Origin of the sequence: Paenibacillus sp. MMS20-IR301 (assembly GCF_032302195.1) — a bacterium.
Taxonomy (GTDB): Bacteria; Bacillota; Bacilli; order Paenibacillales; family Paenibacillaceae; genus Paenibacillus_AQ.
In genome coordinates this window covers 3505955-3523875 of the sequence record NZ_CP135275.1, presented here as the reverse complement: position 1 = coordinate 3523875, position 17921 = coordinate 3505955, and the positions used below count along the sequence as shown (strand labels likewise).

Genomic DNA, 17921 nt, shown 5'->3' with positions numbered 1-17921 from the left:
TGTGATTTGTAACTTTAGGGGGATAAATACTATGGCGATCTATACGCGTACGGGGGATAAAGGGGAAACCTCGGTTATCGGGGGCCGTGTGGGCAAGGATGATGTCCGCGTCGAGGCTTATGGCACCATAGATGAGCTGAACTGCTTCGTTGGCCAGGCCCGGAGCCTGATGGAGGATGAACGGTTTGCTGATGTGCGGGAGCAGCTGCTGGAGATTCAGCATGAGCTGTTTGACTGCGGCTCAGATCTGGCATTTGTGAAGCTGAGCGAGCAGAAGTATAAGGTGAAAAGCGAAATGGCCGTCCGGCTGGAGGGCTGGATCGATGCGCTGCAGGCGGAGAATCCCGTGCTGGAGCGGTTCATTCTGCCCGGCGGAAGCCAGCTGTCTTCGGTGCTGCATGTCTGCCGGACCGTGTGCCGCCGTGCGGAACGCCGGGCGGTTACCCTGGGACGGAGTGCAGAGATTAACCCGGAGGCGGTAATCTATCTGAACCGGCTGTCCGATTATTTCTTCGCACTGGCCCGCGCAGCCAATACACGCCTGGAGGTTGCTGAGGTAGAGTATCTGCGCAGCAAAAAGGTGTTCCGGAACAAATGAGCAGCTATTATCCGCCGATTACCTATATTGTGCCGCCGCATGAAGACGGCTGGCTGCTCAAAACCATCCTGCAGAAGCGGATGGATGTCTCCCGCAAGCTGCTGTCCCGGCTCAAGATGACTGAGCAGGGCATTATGCTGAACGGAGAGCGTGTCTATATCAGTGTTAAGGTAAGCAGCGGGGATCAGGTCGATATCCGCATGGAGCAGGAGACTTCGGATGATATAATGCCGCAGGCGATTCCCTTTGATATTCTGTTCGAGGATGAGCACCTGCTTGTGGTGAATAAGGCGGCGGGCATTATTGTCCATCCGACGCATGGACATTACACGGACACACTCGCCAACGGAGTGGTCCATTACTGGGCTTCGCGGGGGGAGCGGGTCCGCTTCCGCCCGGTCCACCGGCTGGACCAGGACACCTCGGGTGTGCTGGTCATTGCCAAGAATCCTTACAGCCATCAGCATATCTCCGAGCAGATGATTGCCGGAACAGTGGACAAGCGGTACGCAGCGTTTGTGCACGGCGTTCCAGCAGTGCCCAGCGGGGATATCGACGGGCCGATCGACCGTGACCCGCTGGAGCCGCACCGGCGGATTGTGACGCCGGAGGGCTATCCCTCCTTGACCCGCTACGAGGTCAAGGAGGCTTACACCGCCAGCGCGGCTTCGCTGGTGGAGCTGAAGCTGGAGAGCGGGCGCACCCATCAGATCCGGGTGCATATGAGCTCGATCGGCTGTCCGCTGATCGGTGACGGCATGTACCGTCACCCGCTGTATGCGCGCGGGGAAGCGGCGCAGCTCGCGGCTGTCGCGGAGCTGGACGCCGCCATCCCGCGTCAGGCGCTGCATGCGGTGCGGCTGTCCTTCCGGCATCCGGTCACGCATGCCGGACTGGTCTTCGACGCGCCGCTGCCGCCGGATATGGCGCTGCTGCAGGAGAAGCTGCGGTCCATAGCTGATTGAATCTAAATAAATCCACTTACTATAATCACCAAGCCCCCGGTACAGCCGCAAGGCTGTGCTCTTAATAGAAGGAGAAGCCGATGAGTCAATTGAAAGTCTATCAATATCCGAAATGCAGCACCTGCCGCGCAGCGGTGAAATGGCTGAAGGAGCAGGGGCATGAGCTGGATCTGCAGCATATTGCCGAGCAGCCGCCAACCGTGGATGAACTGCGTGTACTGGTGAAGCACAGCGGGCTGCCGCTGAAGAAGTTTTTTAATACGAGCGGTGAGGTCTATAAGGAGCTTAATCTCAAGGATAAGCTGGCCGGCCTCAGCGAAGATGAGCAGCTGGCGCTGCTGTCCGCTCACGGGATGCTGATTAAGCGTCCGGTCGTGTCTGACGGCAAGCAGGTGACGGTCGGCTTCAAAGAGGAGCAATATGCGGAAGCCTGGAGCAAATCTTAAATTACAGCTAACAAGGAGAGGTTACACATGAGCACAGAAACAGAAATGAAGGGCCGGGTAATGATAATCGATGGAATGGCTCTGCTGTTCAGGGCTTTTTATGCTACCTCTTATGGAGGATATATCCGCAAGACCAAAGCCGGATTGCCTACGAATGCGGTGTACGGGTTTTTGCAGTATTTTTTCGATGCGGTGAGCACGTTTGAGCCTTCGCATGTAGTCTGCTGCTGGGATATGGGGAAGGGAACGTTCCGTACGGAGAAGTATGACGGGTACAAATCGAACCGGATTGATGCGCCGCTGGAGCTGATCCCGCAATTCGATCTGGTCAAGGAAGTAGTAGCTGAGCTGGGCGTACCGAATATCGGCCTCGCGGGCTATGAAGCGGATGATTGCATCGGAACCCTGGCTTCATGCTATAGCGGGGAGTCTGAGGTCTACATTCTTACGGGGGATCACGATATGCTGCAGCTGGTGAATGACAGTGTCAAGGTCGTGATTATGAAAAAAGGCCGGTCCAACTATAAAGTGTATGATCCGGCGGAACTCCTTACGGAAAGAGGCCTCACGCCAGCGCAGGTGATTGACCTGAAGGGCTTCATGGGCGATACGAGCGATAATTATCCCGGCGTGAAGGGTATTGGCGAGAAAACGGCTACCAAACTTCTGATCGAATACGGCACGGTGGAGGGTGTAATTGAGAACCTGCATCTGCTGCCCAAAGGGGTGCGGGGTAAAATTGAAGCCGATCTCGACATGCTGCATCTCTCCCGGGAGCTGGCGGAGATCCGCTGCGATGTGCCGGTGGTCTGCACGCTTACGGAATGCCTCTGGGCGCTGCAGCGGGATACGGCGGCACGCAAGTTCCAGGAGCTGGAGTTCGGCAGTCTGATGCATCTGATCGGCGGGATCGCCGAGGAACGGGATGAGCGGGGAATTGTGCAGATTGAGCTGGGGGATCTGGGCTAAGCCGCAAACCGCCGCCACAGCTGCCACATAAGGAAAGCGCCTTTCGGACCGTTGCGGCCGGAGGGCGCTTTTTTGGCATAAATAAGATTCAGATTACAATTCCGTCGCAATGATCGATTTCGTGCTGAATGATCTGCGCGGTAAAGCCGGTGAAGCTCTGCTTATGCTGCTTGAAGTTGCGGTCAAGGAACTCTACCTCAATGGTTTGATACCGGACGGTCCGCCGTACACCTTCGAGAGACAGGCAGCCTTCTTCGGCTTCGTAGGGGGTATCACGTCCCGTGATTACCGGATTGATCATGGCAATGTTCGCCGGTCCGATGCTGAAGGCAATGATGCGCTTATTAACGCCGATCATATCAGCCGCCATCCCGACACACCGGTCACTATTGGCCCGCAGCGTCTCCAGCAGGTCGTCTAACACCGGAATATCATCCTTCGTTGCCGGAGCGGAGCGCTGGCTCAGCAGCATCGTATCTTTACAAATAGGTCTGATCATATTACTCTCCAATATGCTTTATTTGTGTACCCTTGTCATAATATCATTCCGGCGTGCTTTTACATAGCACAATAAATAAGCCGCAGGATGACCGGACTTAGAGGTCATCTTGCGGCTCTTCGCGGATCTGGCGTACTTATGGTGCTGCGTTAAAAGAAATGGTGTAGGTAACAGACGGAATTAGTGTTGTAGTGGCCCCGGGCACTCTTTCTACAACTGTAATCAGTGTGCCTGGCGCATAGTAGCCGGAGCCTCCATAGTAATTGGTGCTGTTAACAGTCATAGTGCCCAGATCAAGCGTAGTATTATTGTAGCTCCAGTAATAGTGCAGGCGAAGCGTATTTGCTGAAGATGCCGTAATGTGAACGCTGGTCCCCTTTGTACTGGCATTAGGAAGAATGTAGGCGTAGTTGCTCTCAGGCGTATTAAACGTGTTGGAATAACTGCCCCCATAGCTTACGATGGCGGGATTAGCCGATGCGGTCAAGCCGAACGTCAGAGTGAGGCCCATAACCATAATAAATAACAGAGTACTCAGTTTTTTCACAGATGATCCATCCTCTCAAAAATAAAGTATTTTTAGAGTTTAACCGGATGCATGCCAAAAAAACTTCAACCAAGCAGAACCTGAACCAACAGAACCGCAATTCGGCCTCCTCCCGTGCCTTATTTCTTATATCTCCTACAATATATACCAATAAATTCCATTCGTAAATGGTATTTTTGAACGATATTTCTGCAAAATTATAGCGGTTAACGGACTGCAGGCAAAGGCGCTTAATATAAAGATTGACGAATGGGAAGCTGCCTGACTATAATATTAATATAAGTATTAAATGATTAATAAATATATTAACTTAAAGAGGAGCGTTACATTCATGGCTGAACGTATTGTACTGAACACGGATATCCGCAAAGGAACGATTAACCGCAACATTTACGGGCATTTCGCCGAGCATCTGGGCCGCTGCATCTATGAAGGCATCTGGGTTGGAGCGGATTCTCCGATCCCGAATACCAACGGTATCCGTAACGATGTAGTGGAAGCGCTTAAGGAAATGAAGATTCCGGTGCTGCGCTGGCCGGGCGGCTGTTTCGCTGATGAATATCACTGGAAAGACGGTATCGGCCCGAGCGAAGAGCGCAAGCGGATGATCAACACCCACTGGGGCGGTACGGTAGAGAACAATCACTTCGGTACGCATGAATTTATGATGCTCTGTGACATGCTGCAATGTGAGCCTTACATCAACGGCAATGTGGGCAGCGGAACGGTTCAGGAGATGTCTGAGTGGGTTGAATATCTGACCTTTAACGGCGTATCGCCGATGGCTGAGCTGCGCCAGAAGAACGGCCGGGAAGAGCCTTGGAGCGTAACTTATTTCGGCGTGGGGAATGAGAACTGGGGCTGCGGCGGCAATATGCGTCCTGAGTATTATGCCGATCTGTACCGCCGTTACCAGACTTACGTTCGCAACTACGGGGATAACAAGATTCACCGGATTGCCTGCGGGGCGAATGTGGATGATTACAACTGGACGGAAGTACTGATGCGCGAGGCTGCCCGCTTCATGGACTCCATTACCCTGCATTACTACACGATTCCGACTGGTGAATGGCATAACAAAGGGGCGGCTACAGGGTTTGCGGCGGATGAATGGTTCAGCACGCTGGAGAAGGCTCTGCGGATGGATGAGCTGGTTACCCGCCACAGCACCATTATGGACAAATATGATCCGGAGAAAAGAGTGGGCCTGATCGTCGATGAGTGGGGCACCTGGTATGATGTAGAGCCGGGAACGAACCCGGGCTTCCTCTACCAGCAGAATTCAATCCGGGATGCGCTGGTTGCCGGCCTGACCCTGAATATTTTCCACAAGCACAGCGAACGTGTCCGGATGGCGAACATCGCCCAGACCATCAACGTGCTGCAGGCTGTCATTCTGACCGAAGGGGAGAAAATGGTGCTGACGCCAACCTATCATGTGTTCAACATGTATAAGGTGCATCAGGATGCCGAGCTCCTGGATCTGACGATCGACAGCCCGGTGTACAGTTATGAAGGCCGTGAGATTCCTGAGGTATCCGCTTCGGCTTCCATTACGGCTGAAGGTATAATTCATGTCAGCCTGTGCAATCTGAATCACGAGACCTCCGCCACATTGCCGCTTGAGCTGCGCGGACTGGCCGTAGCGGCGGCTTCCGTCAGCGGGACTGTGCTTGCCGGATCATCCATTGATGCCCATAATACCTTCGAGCAGCCGGAAGCGGTAGTGCCGCAGCCGTTCACTGCCTTCAAGCTGGAGGGCACTGCGCTTACCGTAGAATTGCCGCCAATGTCGGTAACTGTACTGGAAATTACACCGGAAGCCTAATAAGAAGAAGGTGAACAGCATGACAGCAGCTTCAGCCTGCAAAGGATGCCGGGAGGAATACAAGGTAACGGAAGCGCAGATTGCCCGTATTCTGGCTTCCTCCATGTTCAATCCGGATAATACGGCTTCGGATGAGGTTTATGCGGGCCGGATTGCCCTGTGCGGAACTTGCCCCAAGCTGCAGGACGGGGTGACCTGCACCGCCTGCGGCTGCATCATTCCGGTTGTGGCCCGGCTGAAGGCGCGCGGCTGTCCGCTTCCGGGCGGCGGCCTGTGGCAGCCGGTGGCGGAATAAAGGCCGTCGGATAATACAACTTAATACTGCCCGTAAATGAAACAGCGGCAGCGGGGAACCTACCTGAGGGTAAGTTCTCCCGCTGCCGCTGTTTGGCGTGTTTGCAATTTATTCCGGCTGGCCGGCATTTCCCGGGGAATCGGCAGCATCATTATAAAAGAGCTCAAAGACCAGATCCTCGTTATAATTGCCGAAGCCTTTGCCAAACAGGGTAAGACCTCCAATATGCTCTGCATCCTCTTCAACGGCCACCCTGAAGGTCCACTGTTTCTCGCGGATGCCTACCTGGTCCAGCGTGATCTCTGAGAGCTTCTGCCCGTCCATGAAGGTGCCGGCCGGTGTAATCCGCAGCTGCTTGAGCAGACCGTACTGGTTGGTGAGCGCAGGCCACCAAGCCGGGGTATATTTGCCGTGGCTGTCGCCGTAGTCGCCCGGGCTTGTCCAGAAGCCGAGCCGCCGGCCGTTCAGGGTGAAGGAGATATCTGAAGGCCAGTTGTTATTGATAGACGGAGCTTCTGAGGCGATCTCCATTGTGATGACCAGCTCTTCCGGCTGCTGGCTGGAGAGCAGGAAGTTGGGGATTTTATATTCCACGAAGCCTTTGCCGAACCAGAGGATGCCTGCATTCACGCGTTCCTGGTCCCAGAAATACCGCGGATCATCGAAATTGCCGATCACCTTCTCTGTGGTGGACAGGCCGCAGGTAGGTTCAATCCGGAAATCGGAATAATGGCCTACGGGAATCTCCTTGCGGTAGCTCCGGCGCTGCGCCCGTGCCTGTCCGGGGAAGATAATCTCGGCCCCGTCAGCAGCCAGCGTACAGATCTTCTGCAGCCCGCTCTTGCCCGGAGCCATATGGCTCCGGACTAGCCCGGCGGCTTCAAGCTTGCGCACATGCATGGTCATAATAGCGCTGCTGAGCTTAAGTGCTCCGGCCAGCTCCTTAACATTCATTGGTTTATCGGCCAGCAGGCGCAGCATCTGCAGGCGTACCGCACTGGATAATGCCTCATATACGGGCAAGGATTGTTCGGTTAAATCTAGTTTCATGTGCTGCCTCCGCGTTCAGGTTATATAGTTAATGATTATATTACTCAAACAACGTTCTTACAAGTAAATGAACAACTTTCCGCTCGAATGAGCATGCTGCCGCCATCCGCTCCAATTTTATCACAGACAGGCTAAGCTCTGTCCGCTATGATGTAGGGTGAATTAGCGACTATACAAGGTGCTCTTGCCGCCTGCGGCAAGGGGTAACAGGGAATCGGGTGCAACTCCCGAGCGGTCCCGCCACTGTAAGGAAGAGCTGGGCTTCATCATGTCACTCGGGCATCACCCGGGGAAGGCGAAGTTCACAGCGCCGGTATTCCAAGCCAGGAGACCTACCTTGTGTAAGCACACCACGACTCTACGCGGATAGGAGCGGTGTACGGATAGGTTATTTAGAAGAGGCGTTCTGCCAGCAGAGCCGGAGGGGATCTTTAATATACAAGATTGCATCCAGCTATTCATTGCGGCATTCGCCACCCTACATTACCTGCGTACATGCACTCCCACCCTCAAGGGCGGGAGTTTTTTGGTTTGACCGATTTGAAGAAAATGGAGGCTGACAAATGAAAAAACGCGGATTTTGGAGTTTTGCGGCACTGGTTGCCGGATTTACAGTGTATTTTATGCTGAATGAACCGGGGACAGCCCGGGCGATGCACATCATGGAAGGCTTCCTGCCGGTAGGCTGGGCGGTATTCTGGTGGGCGGCGTTTATCCCGTTTTTCGTGCTGGGCATTATCCGGCTCAGAGCAATGACCAGGGAGAACCCGGAGCTGAAGCTGCTCCTCGGGCTGGCCGGAGCGTTCACGTTCGTTCTCTCGGCGCTCAAAATGCCTTCCGTCACCGGAAGCAGCTCCCATCCAACCGGTACGGGACTTGGCGCTGTAATGCTGGGGCCGCTCCCGATGGGAGTTATCGGCTCGGTTGTTCTGTTGTTTCAGGCGCTGCTGCTGGCGCACGGGGGAATTACGACGCTCGGGGCGAATGCTTTCTCGATGGCGGTAGCGGGTCCTTTTGCCGGATATGCAGTGTACAAATTAATAATGAGACAGCCGCAGCGTGAAAAGCTGGCTTTGTTCTGCGCCGCCGCAATTGCCGACCTGATGACCTATGTCGTAACCTCCTTCCAGCTTGCGGTGGCTTTTCCGGCGGAGGATGGCGGAGTTCTGGCTTCTTTCGTGAAATTCGGGGGGATCTTTGCGCTCACGCAAATTCCGCTGGCCATCAGCGAAGGGCTGCTGACTGTGCTCCTGTGGAACTGGCTGAAATCATACAGCCCGAATGAACTGTCCCTGCTCAAGCGCAAAGTGAACGGAGGCAACGCCTAATGAACAATAAATGGAAGAATGGATTGATGCTGCTGGTTGTCGTCCTTCTCTGTGTCCTGCCGCTGCTGTTCGTAGAGGGTGAGTTCGGGGGAGCGGATGATGCCGCCGAAGGGGCCGTTACGGAGATTGATCCGGCCTATGAGCCCTGGTTCAAGCCGCTGACCGAGCTGCCCGGTGAGACAGAAAGTATGCTGTTCGCCCTGCAGGCGGCGCTCGGAGCCGGAGTGATCGGGTATTCGCTGGGGCTGCTGAAGGGCAAGCACGGCCTGCAGAAGCAGAAGACGCCAAGTGATCAGACGAATTGACACTCTTTCGTATAACAATGCGCTGCGGCAGCTGTCTCCCCTGTGGAAAAGCTTCTTCGCGGCGCTGATGTTCCTGCTCGCTTATACAGTCCATCCGCTGCTGCAGCTTGTAATTACGCTCTGGATGATGTCCTGGTGCATTCTGCATGCCGGAATCCCTGTCCGCGCCTACGGGCTGCTCTTTGGTACGGCGCTGCTGTTCTATGTCCTGAGTCTCCCGGCACTGCTGGTAGAGTTCGGCCATCCGGCCGCGGGAGCACCGGGTATATTCCGGCTTCCGGGGACCGGCCTGCCAGTGTATGTCACAGCAGCAGGGCTGCAGCGGGCAGGCCTGCTGCTGGCGAGAGTCGCAGCCTGTATGAGCTGCTTCTTCTTCCTGATGCTCACCACGCCGTTCAGTGAGCTGCTGCAGGTGCTCCGCAGGCTGCGGATGCCGCAGATTGTGCTGGAGCTGATGCTGATCATGTACCGCTTCCTGTTCCTGCTAAGCGATGCGGCACACGGGATGATGCTCTCCCGGCGGCTGCGCGGCGGCCGCAGAGGATATAAGGCCAGACTGCACGAGACGGCAGCCATGGCGGGGGCGCTCTTCGGGAACACCATGCACCGGTATTACGGGCTGTCCCAGGGACTGCTGGCCCGCGGATTCACGGATGAGATTATTCTGCCGCCGTATACTGCACGCCCTGTGCCGCGGCGGTATGCTGCCCGGGCGTATGCCGGAATAACCGTGCTGCTGCTGGCACAGCTGTGGTTGTGGCGGCTTGGGTAGCGTATGCGGCAAACCGGATACAATACGACATTGTGAAGTTGAACGAACCAAATACAGATAAAGGGGAAGGGGCGCGCTATGGACCAGGAATATTGTCTGGCTTTTGAAGGAGTAGAGTTTCGCTATCCGGACACTAAGGAGCCTGCGCTGCGTGAACTGACGGTCACTTTCCCAAAAGGCCGCAAAACAGTACTGCTTGGCCACAACGGCTCCGGCAAATCAACGCTCTTCCTGCATGCCGTAGGCATTCTGCGTCCGCAGCAGGGCAGGATTGTGCAGGGAGACAGGGAGCTGTCGTATTCCAAAAAAGAGCTGGCTGCCCTGCGGCGCAGTATAGGACTTGTCTTTCAGGACCCGGAGCAGCAGCTGATCCTGAGCACGCCGCTTGAGGATGTGTCATTCGGGCTGCGGGGTGCCGGGATGGATGAGGCTGAGATCGCTGCTCGCTGCCGCAATATTATGAAGCTGCTCAGCCTGGAAGAGCTTAGGGATAAACCGATTCACCAGCTCAGCCTGGGGCAGAAAAAGCGTACAGCGCTCGCCGGTGTAATGGCGATGGAGCCGGAGCTGATTCTGCTTGATGAGCCGACCTCCTATCTGGACCCGCTATCGGAGATGCAGATGCTGGAGGGGCTTGAGGTTATTCATGCCAAAGGTGCAAGCCTGGTCATGGCCACGCATGATATGAATCTGGCTTACCGCTGGGCAGACTGGATCATTATCCTGGATCAGGGGAGGTGCCGGGCGGCGGGGACGCCGGAGGAGATTTTTGCCCGGCGGGAGGAGCTGCAGGCCATTGGCCTTGATCTTCCGCTGCTGGCCGATCTGTGGTACAGCCTGCCTGAGCGGCTCACTGCCGGGCAGGCGGCTCCACGAACGGCAGAGAATTTCAAGGCTGCGCTGCAGCGGCTGCTGGATTAGTGTGCACAGTCATTTACGAACGGGGGAAGAAGGATGAAGAAACAAGGGAAACTGCTGGTTATCGGCTTCGGTCCCGGAGCGCTGGAGCATATTACCGGCCGGGCCCTGGCTGCCCTGGATGAGAGTGAAGCCGTTATCGGCTACAACACTTATGTTGATCTGATTAAGCCGCTGCTAAGGCATCAGGAGATTGTGGGTACGGGGATGACGGAAGAAGTCAGCCGTGCCCAGGAGGCAGTCCGCCGGGCAGAAGCCGGGCAGATTATCGCCGTCATCTCAAGCGGTGACGCCGGAGTATACGGGATGGCCGGTCTGGTCTATGAGGTGCTGATTGAACGCGGCTGGAATCCGGCTGACGGTGTTACAGTTGAGGTGATTCCAGGGATATCGGCAATCCAGTCCTGCTCCTCGCTGCTGGGAGCACCGGTTATGCATGACTCGTGCACGATCAGCCTGAGCGATCATCTTACACCGTGGGAGAGTATAGCCGCGCGTATAGAGGCGGCAGGGGCGGCGGATTTCGTCATTGCCTTCTATAATCCGCGCAGCGGCAAGCGGACGCGGCAGATTGAAGAGGCGCGCCGGATTCTGCTGCGTTACCGGGACCCTGCCACACCGGTCGGCATTGTCAAGAGCGCCTACCGCAGCCGGCAGCATACCGTAGTAACGACGCTGCAGGACATGCTGGAGCATGACATCGGCATGCTCTCTACCGTGGTCGTCGGCAATTCAGCGACGATGGCCTATGAGGGGCTGATGGTTACGCCGCGCGGATATGAGCGCAAGTATAATCTCAGCGCGCAGACACAGGCGCTGAAGCCGCATGAACGGCTGCGCACGGCGGCCGAGCCGTGGTCGCTCGCTGCGGCGGAAGCGGAGCGGGCAGCGGGAGGTGAGCCAGGCGGCGCGGATGCCGGGGTAGCGGGCTACGAGCTGGAGGTGGGCCCGGCCATCGGCAGCCGCAGTTTTAGCGGAGGGCAGCTGAAGCAGCTGGCCGGGCTGGCCGGCAGTGAGGGCCGGCTTGTCTATGGCAGGGACGGGCATTTGCTGCTGCGCACCCGGACGGGGGTGCTGCTAGAGGCGGCAGCTGAGCTGGAAGAAGCCGGACTGCACATAAGCCTGCCCGGAGATTATGTGAAGGTGAAGACCTGCGGTTTCTGCGACATGCGGCGGAGTGACGCATTAAGCGCAGCGGTGCGCCTGCATAGATCCTTACACGGACACCCGGTACCCAGAGAGCTGCAGATCAGCGTGGCGGGCTGCGGCATGATCTGCAGCTCAGCTGTGCTGGAAGACATCGGGCTGGTCTACTCGCGGGGCAGCTATGAGCTGTATCTGGGCGGTAAGAGATCGGGCCGGGGTGCACATGCAGGTACGTTAGTCCGCGAGGGCATGAATGAAGATGAGGCAATAGCTGCTGTAACTGCGGCCGTAGAGCAGTATTCTGCGCAAGGCCGGGAGCAGGAGCGATTTCATGCCTTTTTTGCCCGGATGAACAGGATTGAAGAGAACACCAAGAATAATGACAGCACAGAAGGAGCACGCATAATGAGAACAGTACTGCTGGTTGGACACGGCAGCCGGGTCCAGGAAGGGAATGAGGAGCTGCTGCAGTTCACCAGCCTGCTTGCCGCGCGCAAGCCGGAGCTTAAATTTGAGACCTGCTTCATAGAGCTGGCTTCACCTTCTATTGCCGGCGGGATCGCCAAATGTGTAGAGGGCGATGCCACAGAAATTTATGTAGTGCCGATTATTCTGTTCGCAGCGGGGCATTCCAAGCTGGATATCCCTATGGCCATTGACGAGGCCAAGCTGCGGTATCCCGGGGTCAGATTTATTTACGGGCGTCCGCTGGGGGTGCAGGAGCGGGCTGTAGACATTGTACTGGACCGCATCAGGGAAGCTGAGCGGCTTATCCCCCTGCCGGAGCATAATAATGAGGCAGAACTGGTTGAACGGGCTATACAAGCTGAATCGGGTATGCCGGAAGCACCTTCCCCGGCTGTAGAGGATAAGGATACCATTGTGCTGCTGATGGGCCGCGGGGGCAGTGATCCGGATGCTAATAGTGATTTCTTCAAACTGACCCGGCTCCTATGGGAAAGAACATCTTATAAAAGCGTTGAAGCCTGCTTCATAGCAATTACGAATCCGCTGCTGCCGGAAGGGCTTGAACGCTGTCTGAAGCTGGGTGCGCGTAAGATTATTGTTGTGCCGTACCTGCTCTTCACCGGAGTGCTAATGAAGCAGTTCAGCGAAATAACAGCGCAATTTGCCGCAGACCATCCGGAAATAGAAGTGGCGGCCGGCCGCCAGCTGGGCGCCCATCCGCTGCTTATTGATATGCTGGCTGAGCGGGTTGAAGAGACGCTGGAGGGCCAGTCCTTCAGTAATTGCGACAACTGCAAATACCGTGACGAGGCGGCATTGCATCACCACCACCACCACCACCATCACCACCATGGTGAGGAGGAGCATGGGCACGGGCACCACGGGCATGGGCATCACGAGCATGGGCACCATGGGCATGGGCACCACGGGACCGGCGGGAGTGCCGGGCAAGCTGTACGGGAGACGGGAGACGCGGAAACAGCGGCTCCGGAGCAGGCCATCGCTCAGCGGCAGCCGCGATGATCCTGATGCTGTGCGGGACCAGCGATGCCCGGGAGCTGGCGCTGCATCTGTCCCGGCAAGGCCTGCCGGTGCAGGCCTCTGTCGTAACGCCGAGTGCGGCTGAACGTCTGGAAGCCGCCGGAATCAGTGCCCGGACCGGCAGACTGGATATGCAGGCGATGATCTCGCTGCTGCAGGAGGGAGGCTACCGGGCGGTGGTGGACGGCAGCCATCCTTTTGCACTGGAGGCGCATGCCAATGCGATAGGTGCGGCCGCAGCGCTGGGCCTCCCCTATTTTCGCTACGAACGGCAAAGCCTGATTTATGACAGCCATCCCCGGCTGATCCTGGCGGATTCCTATGAGGCGGCTGCGCGCAGGGCCAAGGAGCTGAAAGGCCCGGTTATGCTGACAACCGGCGGCAAAACACTGGAGATTTTCGCAGAGGCGCTGCTTGGTGATCCGGATATCCGGCTGACAGTCAGGCTGCTGCCCTGTGTGGAGAATATGGAGAAATGTCTGGCCCTCGGTATTGAGCAGCGTAATATTATTGCGCTTCAGGGCCCTTTTAGCAGAGAGATGAATGAGGCGCTCTACCGGCAGTATGACACCAAAGTGATGATCACCAAGGAGAGCGGAGCGGAAGGCTCGGTGGATGAGAAGCTGCAGGCTGCGCTGGATATGGGGCTTTATGTCATTATGATTGTGCGGCCGGGGATGTCCTTTGGGGATGACGGGACGGTGTTTGATTCTTTTGACGAGCTCACGGCTGCTGTACAGGCTGCGCTAAGGAACTCCCGGTAACTGCTCGGTGCAGGACTGAAGGTGTGCCGGTTAAGTATTTAAACCTATTTGTAACAAGTGTGGAGGAGGGATGATTGTGGATTTTGGAACGGAATTTAAGCCGCTGACAGTGCAGCCGCAGGAGATAGAGGGACTTAGTTTTCAGATGATTACGGAGGAGCTGGGTGATCACTCTTTCAGTATCCTGGAGTATCCGATTGTACAGCGGATCATCCATGCCTCTGCTGATTTCGAGCTGGGCCGCAGTATTGTTTTTCATCCCCGGGCGGTTGAGGCGGGGATCAGCGCTATTTTGCAGGGGATGCCGGTTATTGCCGATGTGCGGATGGTCGAGGCGGGGATTGCCAAGGAGCGGCTTCAGCGGTACGGCGGGGAGGTCAGAGTGCATATCTCCGATCCTGATGTGGTGGAAGAAGCCAAGGCGCTGGGAACGACCCGGGCGATTCTCGCTACCCGCAAAGCCTGTGCGGAGGCTCCGGGCGGAATTTATGTGATCGGCAATGCACCGACAGCACTGCTGGAACTCATTCGCCTGATCAAAGAAGGCGCAGCCCGGCCGGGGCTCGTCATCGGCATGCCGGTCGGCTTCGTCTCGGCGGCGGAATCCAAGGATGAGCTGCGCAAGCTGGATATCCCCTATATCACCAACATCGGCCGCAAAGGCGGAAGCACAACCGTAGTCGCTGCAGTGAACGCCTTGAGTCTGCTGGCCGTACGCCGGGCTGCGGAGAGCCGGGACCGGGATTAGAGCTCAGCCATGATCTCTTACATGCTCACAGTGATTCAGGAAATAAGTGGATAAATGACACTTAAATCGGCTGAAATCTACTGCCGCAATAAATTAATTGGAAAAAGGGCACTTAATTTCACCTGAATTACCGTACGATGCTGATATGAGCCGGATTAAGTGTAGAAAATCCAACTATTATCGGTGAAGGAGGGTAGACAGGATAATTAAGTGCCGAAAATCCATTTAAATCCCCTTGGAGATATTCTCTGCGCTCCCGGCAGCAATTTCAGGTGAATGCAGGCGGGCATATCGGAGAAAATCCAAATAAATTACAGCCGGCTGCATCTGCTTGTGAGTGATATTGGCGGCAGCTGCTTGTCCCGTTTGCCTGGAGTTACTTATTTCCTCTAATGTACTCCTGATTATGCCAGCAATGCTTCAGAATGATTAAATACCATCAGCGAAGAGGGATTACATGAGTGAGGGAAGAGCGGATAACCGGGCAGGCCGGGACCGGAGAGACGCAGGAGTGAATGATAAGGCGGACCCGCCTGAAAAGGAAGAGATAGAGCGTTCCTGTACCCGTAGAGCGGTTGAAGCAGTGGCGCGAGCCGGCGCCGAGACAGAAGCAAATGCGGTAAAGGCAAGAGCGGTGGCGGAAGCAAAGGCGGAGGCTGAAGCTGAAGTGAAAGCGCCACTCCATGTACCGGAGCATTCCACCGCCCCTGCCGCCGCCCTGCGCAGAGGGTATACGACCGGAGCCTGTGCTGCTGCTGCGGCGAAGGGGGCGGCACTGCTGCTGATTACAGGGGAGCGCTTTGCAGCTGTAGAGATTGATCTCCCGGCAGGATTCAGGCATACGTTTGAGCTTACCGACTGGTGGAGCGAGGGAGAGGACTCCGCAGCCTGTGCCACAGTCAAGGATGCCGGGGATGATCCCGATGCGACTCATCAGGCCCGGATCGAGGCGGCAGTAAGCTGGCTGGACCATCCGGGTGTGGAGATCGACGGGGGACGCGGAGTCGGCCGGGTTACGAAGCCGGGCCTGCCGGTGCCGGTCGGTGCCGCAGCTATCAATCCGGTGCCCCGGCGGATGATTCTTGAAGCGGTGTCCGGTGTGCTGGAGGAGCATGGCGCAGCGCGGGGGCTGCGGGTGGTCATCAGCGTGCCGGAAGGCGAACGCATCGCCCAGAGGACGCTTAATCCCCGGCTTGGAATCATCGGCGGAATTTCTATTCTCGGCACGAAGGGCGTAGTTACGCCGTTTGATACAGAGGCTTATAAAGCCAGTGTGGTCCAGGCGATATCGGTTGCAGCGGCAACGGGGAACGGGCAGATTGTTCTGACTACAGGCGGCAGCAGTGAGAAATATGCGCTGGGGATGTTCGCAGAGCTTCCGGAGGAAGCTTTTATCCAGATGGGGGAGTATGTGGGCTTCTCGCTAGGGCATGCCAAGGCGTATGGCATCCGTAAAGTTACCTTCGTCGGCATGGCCGGGAAATTCTCCAAAGTCGCACAGGGAGCTATGCTGATTCACTCCAGGAATGCTCCGGTTGACTTCGGGTTTCTGGCAGCGGTGGCGGCGGATGCAGGTGCAGATAATCAGCAGGTACGGGAGATTGCAGCCGCGAATACAGCTTCGCAGGTAGTGGATATGATGACTGAGGCGGGAAATTCCGTGTTCTTTGAGCAGCTGTGCCGGCTTGCCTGCGAGCAGAGTCTCAAAGCTATAAACGGAGGCATGACTGTAAGGATGGTATTAATCACAATGAAGGGCCGGGTGCTGGGAAGGGCGGAGGTATGTGGGTAATCTGATTTATGTAATCGGGATCGGAGAAGACGGTGCCGGGGGACTGACTCCGGACAGCCTAAGCAAAGTGAATCACAGTGAGGTGCTGCTCGGGGGCGAGCGGCAGCTGAATTTTTTCAGCGGATATACGGGTGAGAAAATCGTTCTGCAAGGCGGGCTGAAGCCTTTTGCAGAGAAGCTGGAGGAAGTGTGGAGAGAGCGGCGGACGGTGGTGCTGGCTTCCGGGGACCCGCTCTTTTATGGCATCGCCGGTTATCTTGTCCGTAAATTCGGGCCGGAGCATGTTGAGGTGATTCCGCATTACAGCAGTGTGCAGCTGGCTTTTGCCCGGCTGGGGGACAGCTGGCAGGATGCGGAGCTGATCAGCCTGCATGGCCGTCCCCTTCAGGGACTGGCCCAGCGCATAGACGGCAAACACAAAGTCGCGCTGCTGACGGACGGGAGCAATACGCCCGGAGTGATTGCCGCCTATTTACGCGAGTTCGGGATGACGGAATATGAGGCATTTGTCTGCGAGCGGCTCGGCGGAGCCGAAGAGCTGTGCCGGTTCTGGACACTGGAGGAGATGGAGAGAGGCAGCTTCGCAGCGTTAAATGTAGTGATTCTGCGCAGAATGCCGGGGACAAGTATTCCATTGCGGCGCGGCTTCGCCTACCCGGACGGAGAATTTGAGCAGCGCAAGCCGGAGAAAGGACTCATTACGAAACGCGAGGTCCGTGCTTTGGTCCTGTCGGAGCTGAATCTGTCCGAGGATGCAGTGGTCTGGGATATCGGCTCCGGCTCGGGTGCGGTTGCTGCAGAATGTGCGCGGATCGCCCGGCTCGGCAAGGTCTATGCCCTGGAGAAAGGGGCAGAGAATTTGCCGAACATGGAAGCGAACCGCCGTAAATTCCGGGCGGATTTCCAGATCATTCATGCGAAAGCACCTTTGGGACTGGCAGAGCTGCCTGACCCGGATGCGGTATTCATCGGCGGCAGCGGCGGTGAGCTGGCAGACATTATCGCAACCGCCGCCGCAAGGCTCCGGCCGGAAGGCCGGATTGTAGTGGGAGCGATTACAGTAGAGACGCTGCATGGCAGTATGGAAGCGCTGAGGACAGCGGGGCTGGCCCCTGAAGTAACCATGCTGCAGGCGTCACGCGGCAAGCCGATACTCGGCATGACCCGGTTTGACGGAATGAATCCCGTCTATGTGATCAGCGGGCGGAAGGGCTGATGCCGCTGACGCCGGGCATTCAGTGATCATTTTGACGCACCAGGTCCGTCATTGTTTAAACGCAGGCGTAATGGTGTTCTATTTACATATGGATCCGAAATCAATATGAAATTAACCGGTGAGAAAGGGGAAGAAGCTATGAGAACTAACGTTACAGGACAAGGGGCTTTGGAAGCAGCCGGAGAAGAAGCTGAAGCACTGCTGGCAGAGGCGGCAATGCAGGCGG

General features: G+C 56.5%; 18 protein-coding genes and 1 riboswitch. Of the genes, 15 read left to right on the top strand and 3 right to left on the bottom strand.

The features are described 5' to 3' along the window. Window positions 1–31: 31 nt before the first annotated feature. From LOS79_RS15335 to LOS79_RS15320, 4 genes are all read left to right on the top strand, one after another. Entirely contained in the window at window positions 32–598 is a 567-nt protein-coding gene (locus tag LOS79_RS15335) for a cob(I)yrinic acid a,c-diamide adenosyltransferase (protein WP_315421324.1), read from the top strand. Beyond that, on the top strand, window positions 595–1563 hold the full coding sequence (locus LOS79_RS15330) for an RluA family pseudouridine synthase (RefSeq protein WP_315421323.1): 969 nt from the start codon (window positions 595–597) through the stop codon (window positions 1561–1563). The genes LOS79_RS15335 and LOS79_RS15330 overlap by 4 nt, the downstream gene beginning before the upstream one ends. Before the next feature lie 80 nt (window positions 1564–1643). Further along, window positions 1644–2009: an arsenate reductase family protein gene (locus LOS79_RS15325; RefSeq protein ID WP_315421320.1), complete on the top strand. Its 366-nt coding sequence runs from the start codon at window positions 1644–1646 to the stop codon at window positions 2007–2009. A 27-nt stretch (window positions 2010–2036) separates the two neighbouring features. Further along, window positions 2037–2978, top strand: a complete 942-nt coding sequence (locus LOS79_RS15320) for a 5'-3' exonuclease (RefSeq protein WP_315421318.1) — start codon at window positions 2037–2039, stop codon at window positions 2976–2978. Between the two features lie 88 nt (window positions 2979–3066). Here the strand turns inward: LOS79_RS15320 and LOS79_RS15315 are convergent, their stop codons facing one another. Together LOS79_RS15315 and LOS79_RS15310 are read right to left on the bottom strand one after the other, a co-directional pair. Beyond that, window positions 3067–3477, bottom strand: coding sequence for a peptide deformylase (locus tag LOS79_RS15315; RefSeq protein ID WP_315421316.1), 411 nt, complete (start codon window positions 3475–3477; stop codon window positions 3067–3069). Between the two features lie 136 nt (window positions 3478–3613). Continuing rightward, window positions 3614–4024 (bottom strand): hypothetical protein, encoded by a 411-nt coding sequence (locus tag LOS79_RS15310; RefSeq protein ID WP_315421314.1) that lies wholly within the window; start codon window positions 4022–4024, stop codon window positions 3614–3616. A 331-nt stretch (window positions 4025–4355) separates the two neighbouring features. On the opposite strand from LOS79_RS15310, the gene LOS79_RS15305 reads away from it, so the two are divergent. Then, window positions 4356–5852, top strand: coding sequence for an alpha-N-arabinofuranosidase (locus tag LOS79_RS15305; RefSeq protein ID WP_315421312.1), 1497 nt, complete (start codon window positions 4356–4358; stop codon window positions 5850–5852). A 19-nt stretch (window positions 5853–5871) separates the two neighbouring features. Beyond that, a complete protein-coding gene (locus LOS79_RS15300) occupies window positions 5872–6147 on the top strand; it encodes a DUF6171 family protein (RefSeq protein WP_315421310.1) in 276 nt (91 codons plus the stop codon). Between the two features lie 108 nt (window positions 6148–6255). Here the strand turns inward: LOS79_RS15300 and LOS79_RS15295 are convergent, their stop codons facing one another. Further along, window positions 6256–7197: an ArsR/SmtB family transcription factor gene (locus tag LOS79_RS15295; RefSeq protein WP_315421308.1), complete on the bottom strand. Its 942-nt coding sequence runs from the start codon at window positions 7195–7197 to the stop codon at window positions 6256–6258. A gap of 159 nt (window positions 7198–7356) precedes the next feature. Next, window positions 7357–7552, top strand: a riboswitch (cobalamin riboswitch). A 208-nt stretch (window positions 7553–7760) separates the two neighbouring features. Between LOS79_RS15295 and LOS79_RS15290 the strand changes: the two genes are divergently transcribed. The 9 genes from LOS79_RS15290 (at window position 7761) to cbiE (ending at window position 17695) form a co-directional block, all read left to right on the top strand. Then, window positions 7761–8525, top strand: a complete 765-nt coding sequence (locus LOS79_RS15290; protein ID WP_315421305.1) for an energy-coupling factor ABC transporter permease — start codon at window positions 7761–7763, stop codon at window positions 8523–8525. Next, the gene (locus LOS79_RS15285) at window positions 8525–8830 is read left to right on the top strand and encodes an energy-coupling factor ABC transporter substrate-binding protein (RefSeq protein WP_315421303.1); all 306 of its coding nucleotides are present in this window, start codon (window positions 8525–8527) and stop codon (window positions 8828–8830) included. The genes LOS79_RS15290 and LOS79_RS15285 overlap by 1 nt, the downstream gene beginning before the upstream one ends. Continuing rightward, window positions 8814–9602, top strand: a complete 789-nt coding sequence (gene cbiQ, locus LOS79_RS15280) for a cobalt ECF transporter T component CbiQ (protein ID WP_315421301.1) — start codon at window positions 8814–8816, stop codon at window positions 9600–9602. The genes LOS79_RS15285 and cbiQ overlap by 17 nt, the downstream gene beginning before the upstream one ends. A gap of 78 nt (window positions 9603–9680) precedes the next feature. Continuing rightward, window positions 9681–10523 (top strand): energy-coupling factor ABC transporter ATP-binding protein, encoded by an 843-nt coding sequence (locus LOS79_RS15275; RefSeq protein ID WP_315421299.1) that lies wholly within the window; start codon window positions 9681–9683, stop codon window positions 10521–10523. 33 nt (window positions 10524–10556) lie between these two features. Beyond that, entirely contained in the window at window positions 10557–13157 is a 2601-nt protein-coding gene (gene cobJ / locus LOS79_RS15270; protein WP_315421297.1) for a precorrin-3B C(17)-methyltransferase, read from the top strand. Further along, complete coding sequence (gene cobK / locus LOS79_RS15265; protein ID WP_315421295.1) at window positions 13154–13939, top strand: precorrin-6A reductase; 786 nt, start codon at window positions 13154–13156, stop codon at window positions 13937–13939. Before cobJ ends, cobK begins: the two co-directional genes overlap by 4 nt. Before the next feature lie 76 nt (window positions 13940–14015). Beyond that, complete coding sequence (locus tag LOS79_RS15260) at window positions 14016–14687, top strand: precorrin-8X methylmutase (RefSeq protein ID WP_315421294.1); 672 nt, start codon at window positions 14016–14018, stop codon at window positions 14685–14687. Window positions 14688–15144: 457 nt separating this feature from the next. Further along, entirely contained in the window at window positions 15145–16479 is a 1335-nt protein-coding gene (locus LOS79_RS15255) for a cobalt-precorrin-5B (C(1))-methyltransferase (protein WP_315421291.1), read from the top strand. After that, window positions 16472–17695, top strand: coding sequence for a precorrin-6y C5,15-methyltransferase (decarboxylating) subunit CbiE (gene cbiE / locus LOS79_RS15250; RefSeq protein WP_315421289.1), 1224 nt, complete (start codon window positions 16472–16474; stop codon window positions 17693–17695). The genes LOS79_RS15255 and cbiE overlap by 8 nt, the downstream gene beginning before the upstream one ends. The last annotated feature ends 226 nt before the right edge of the window (window positions 17696–17921 follow it).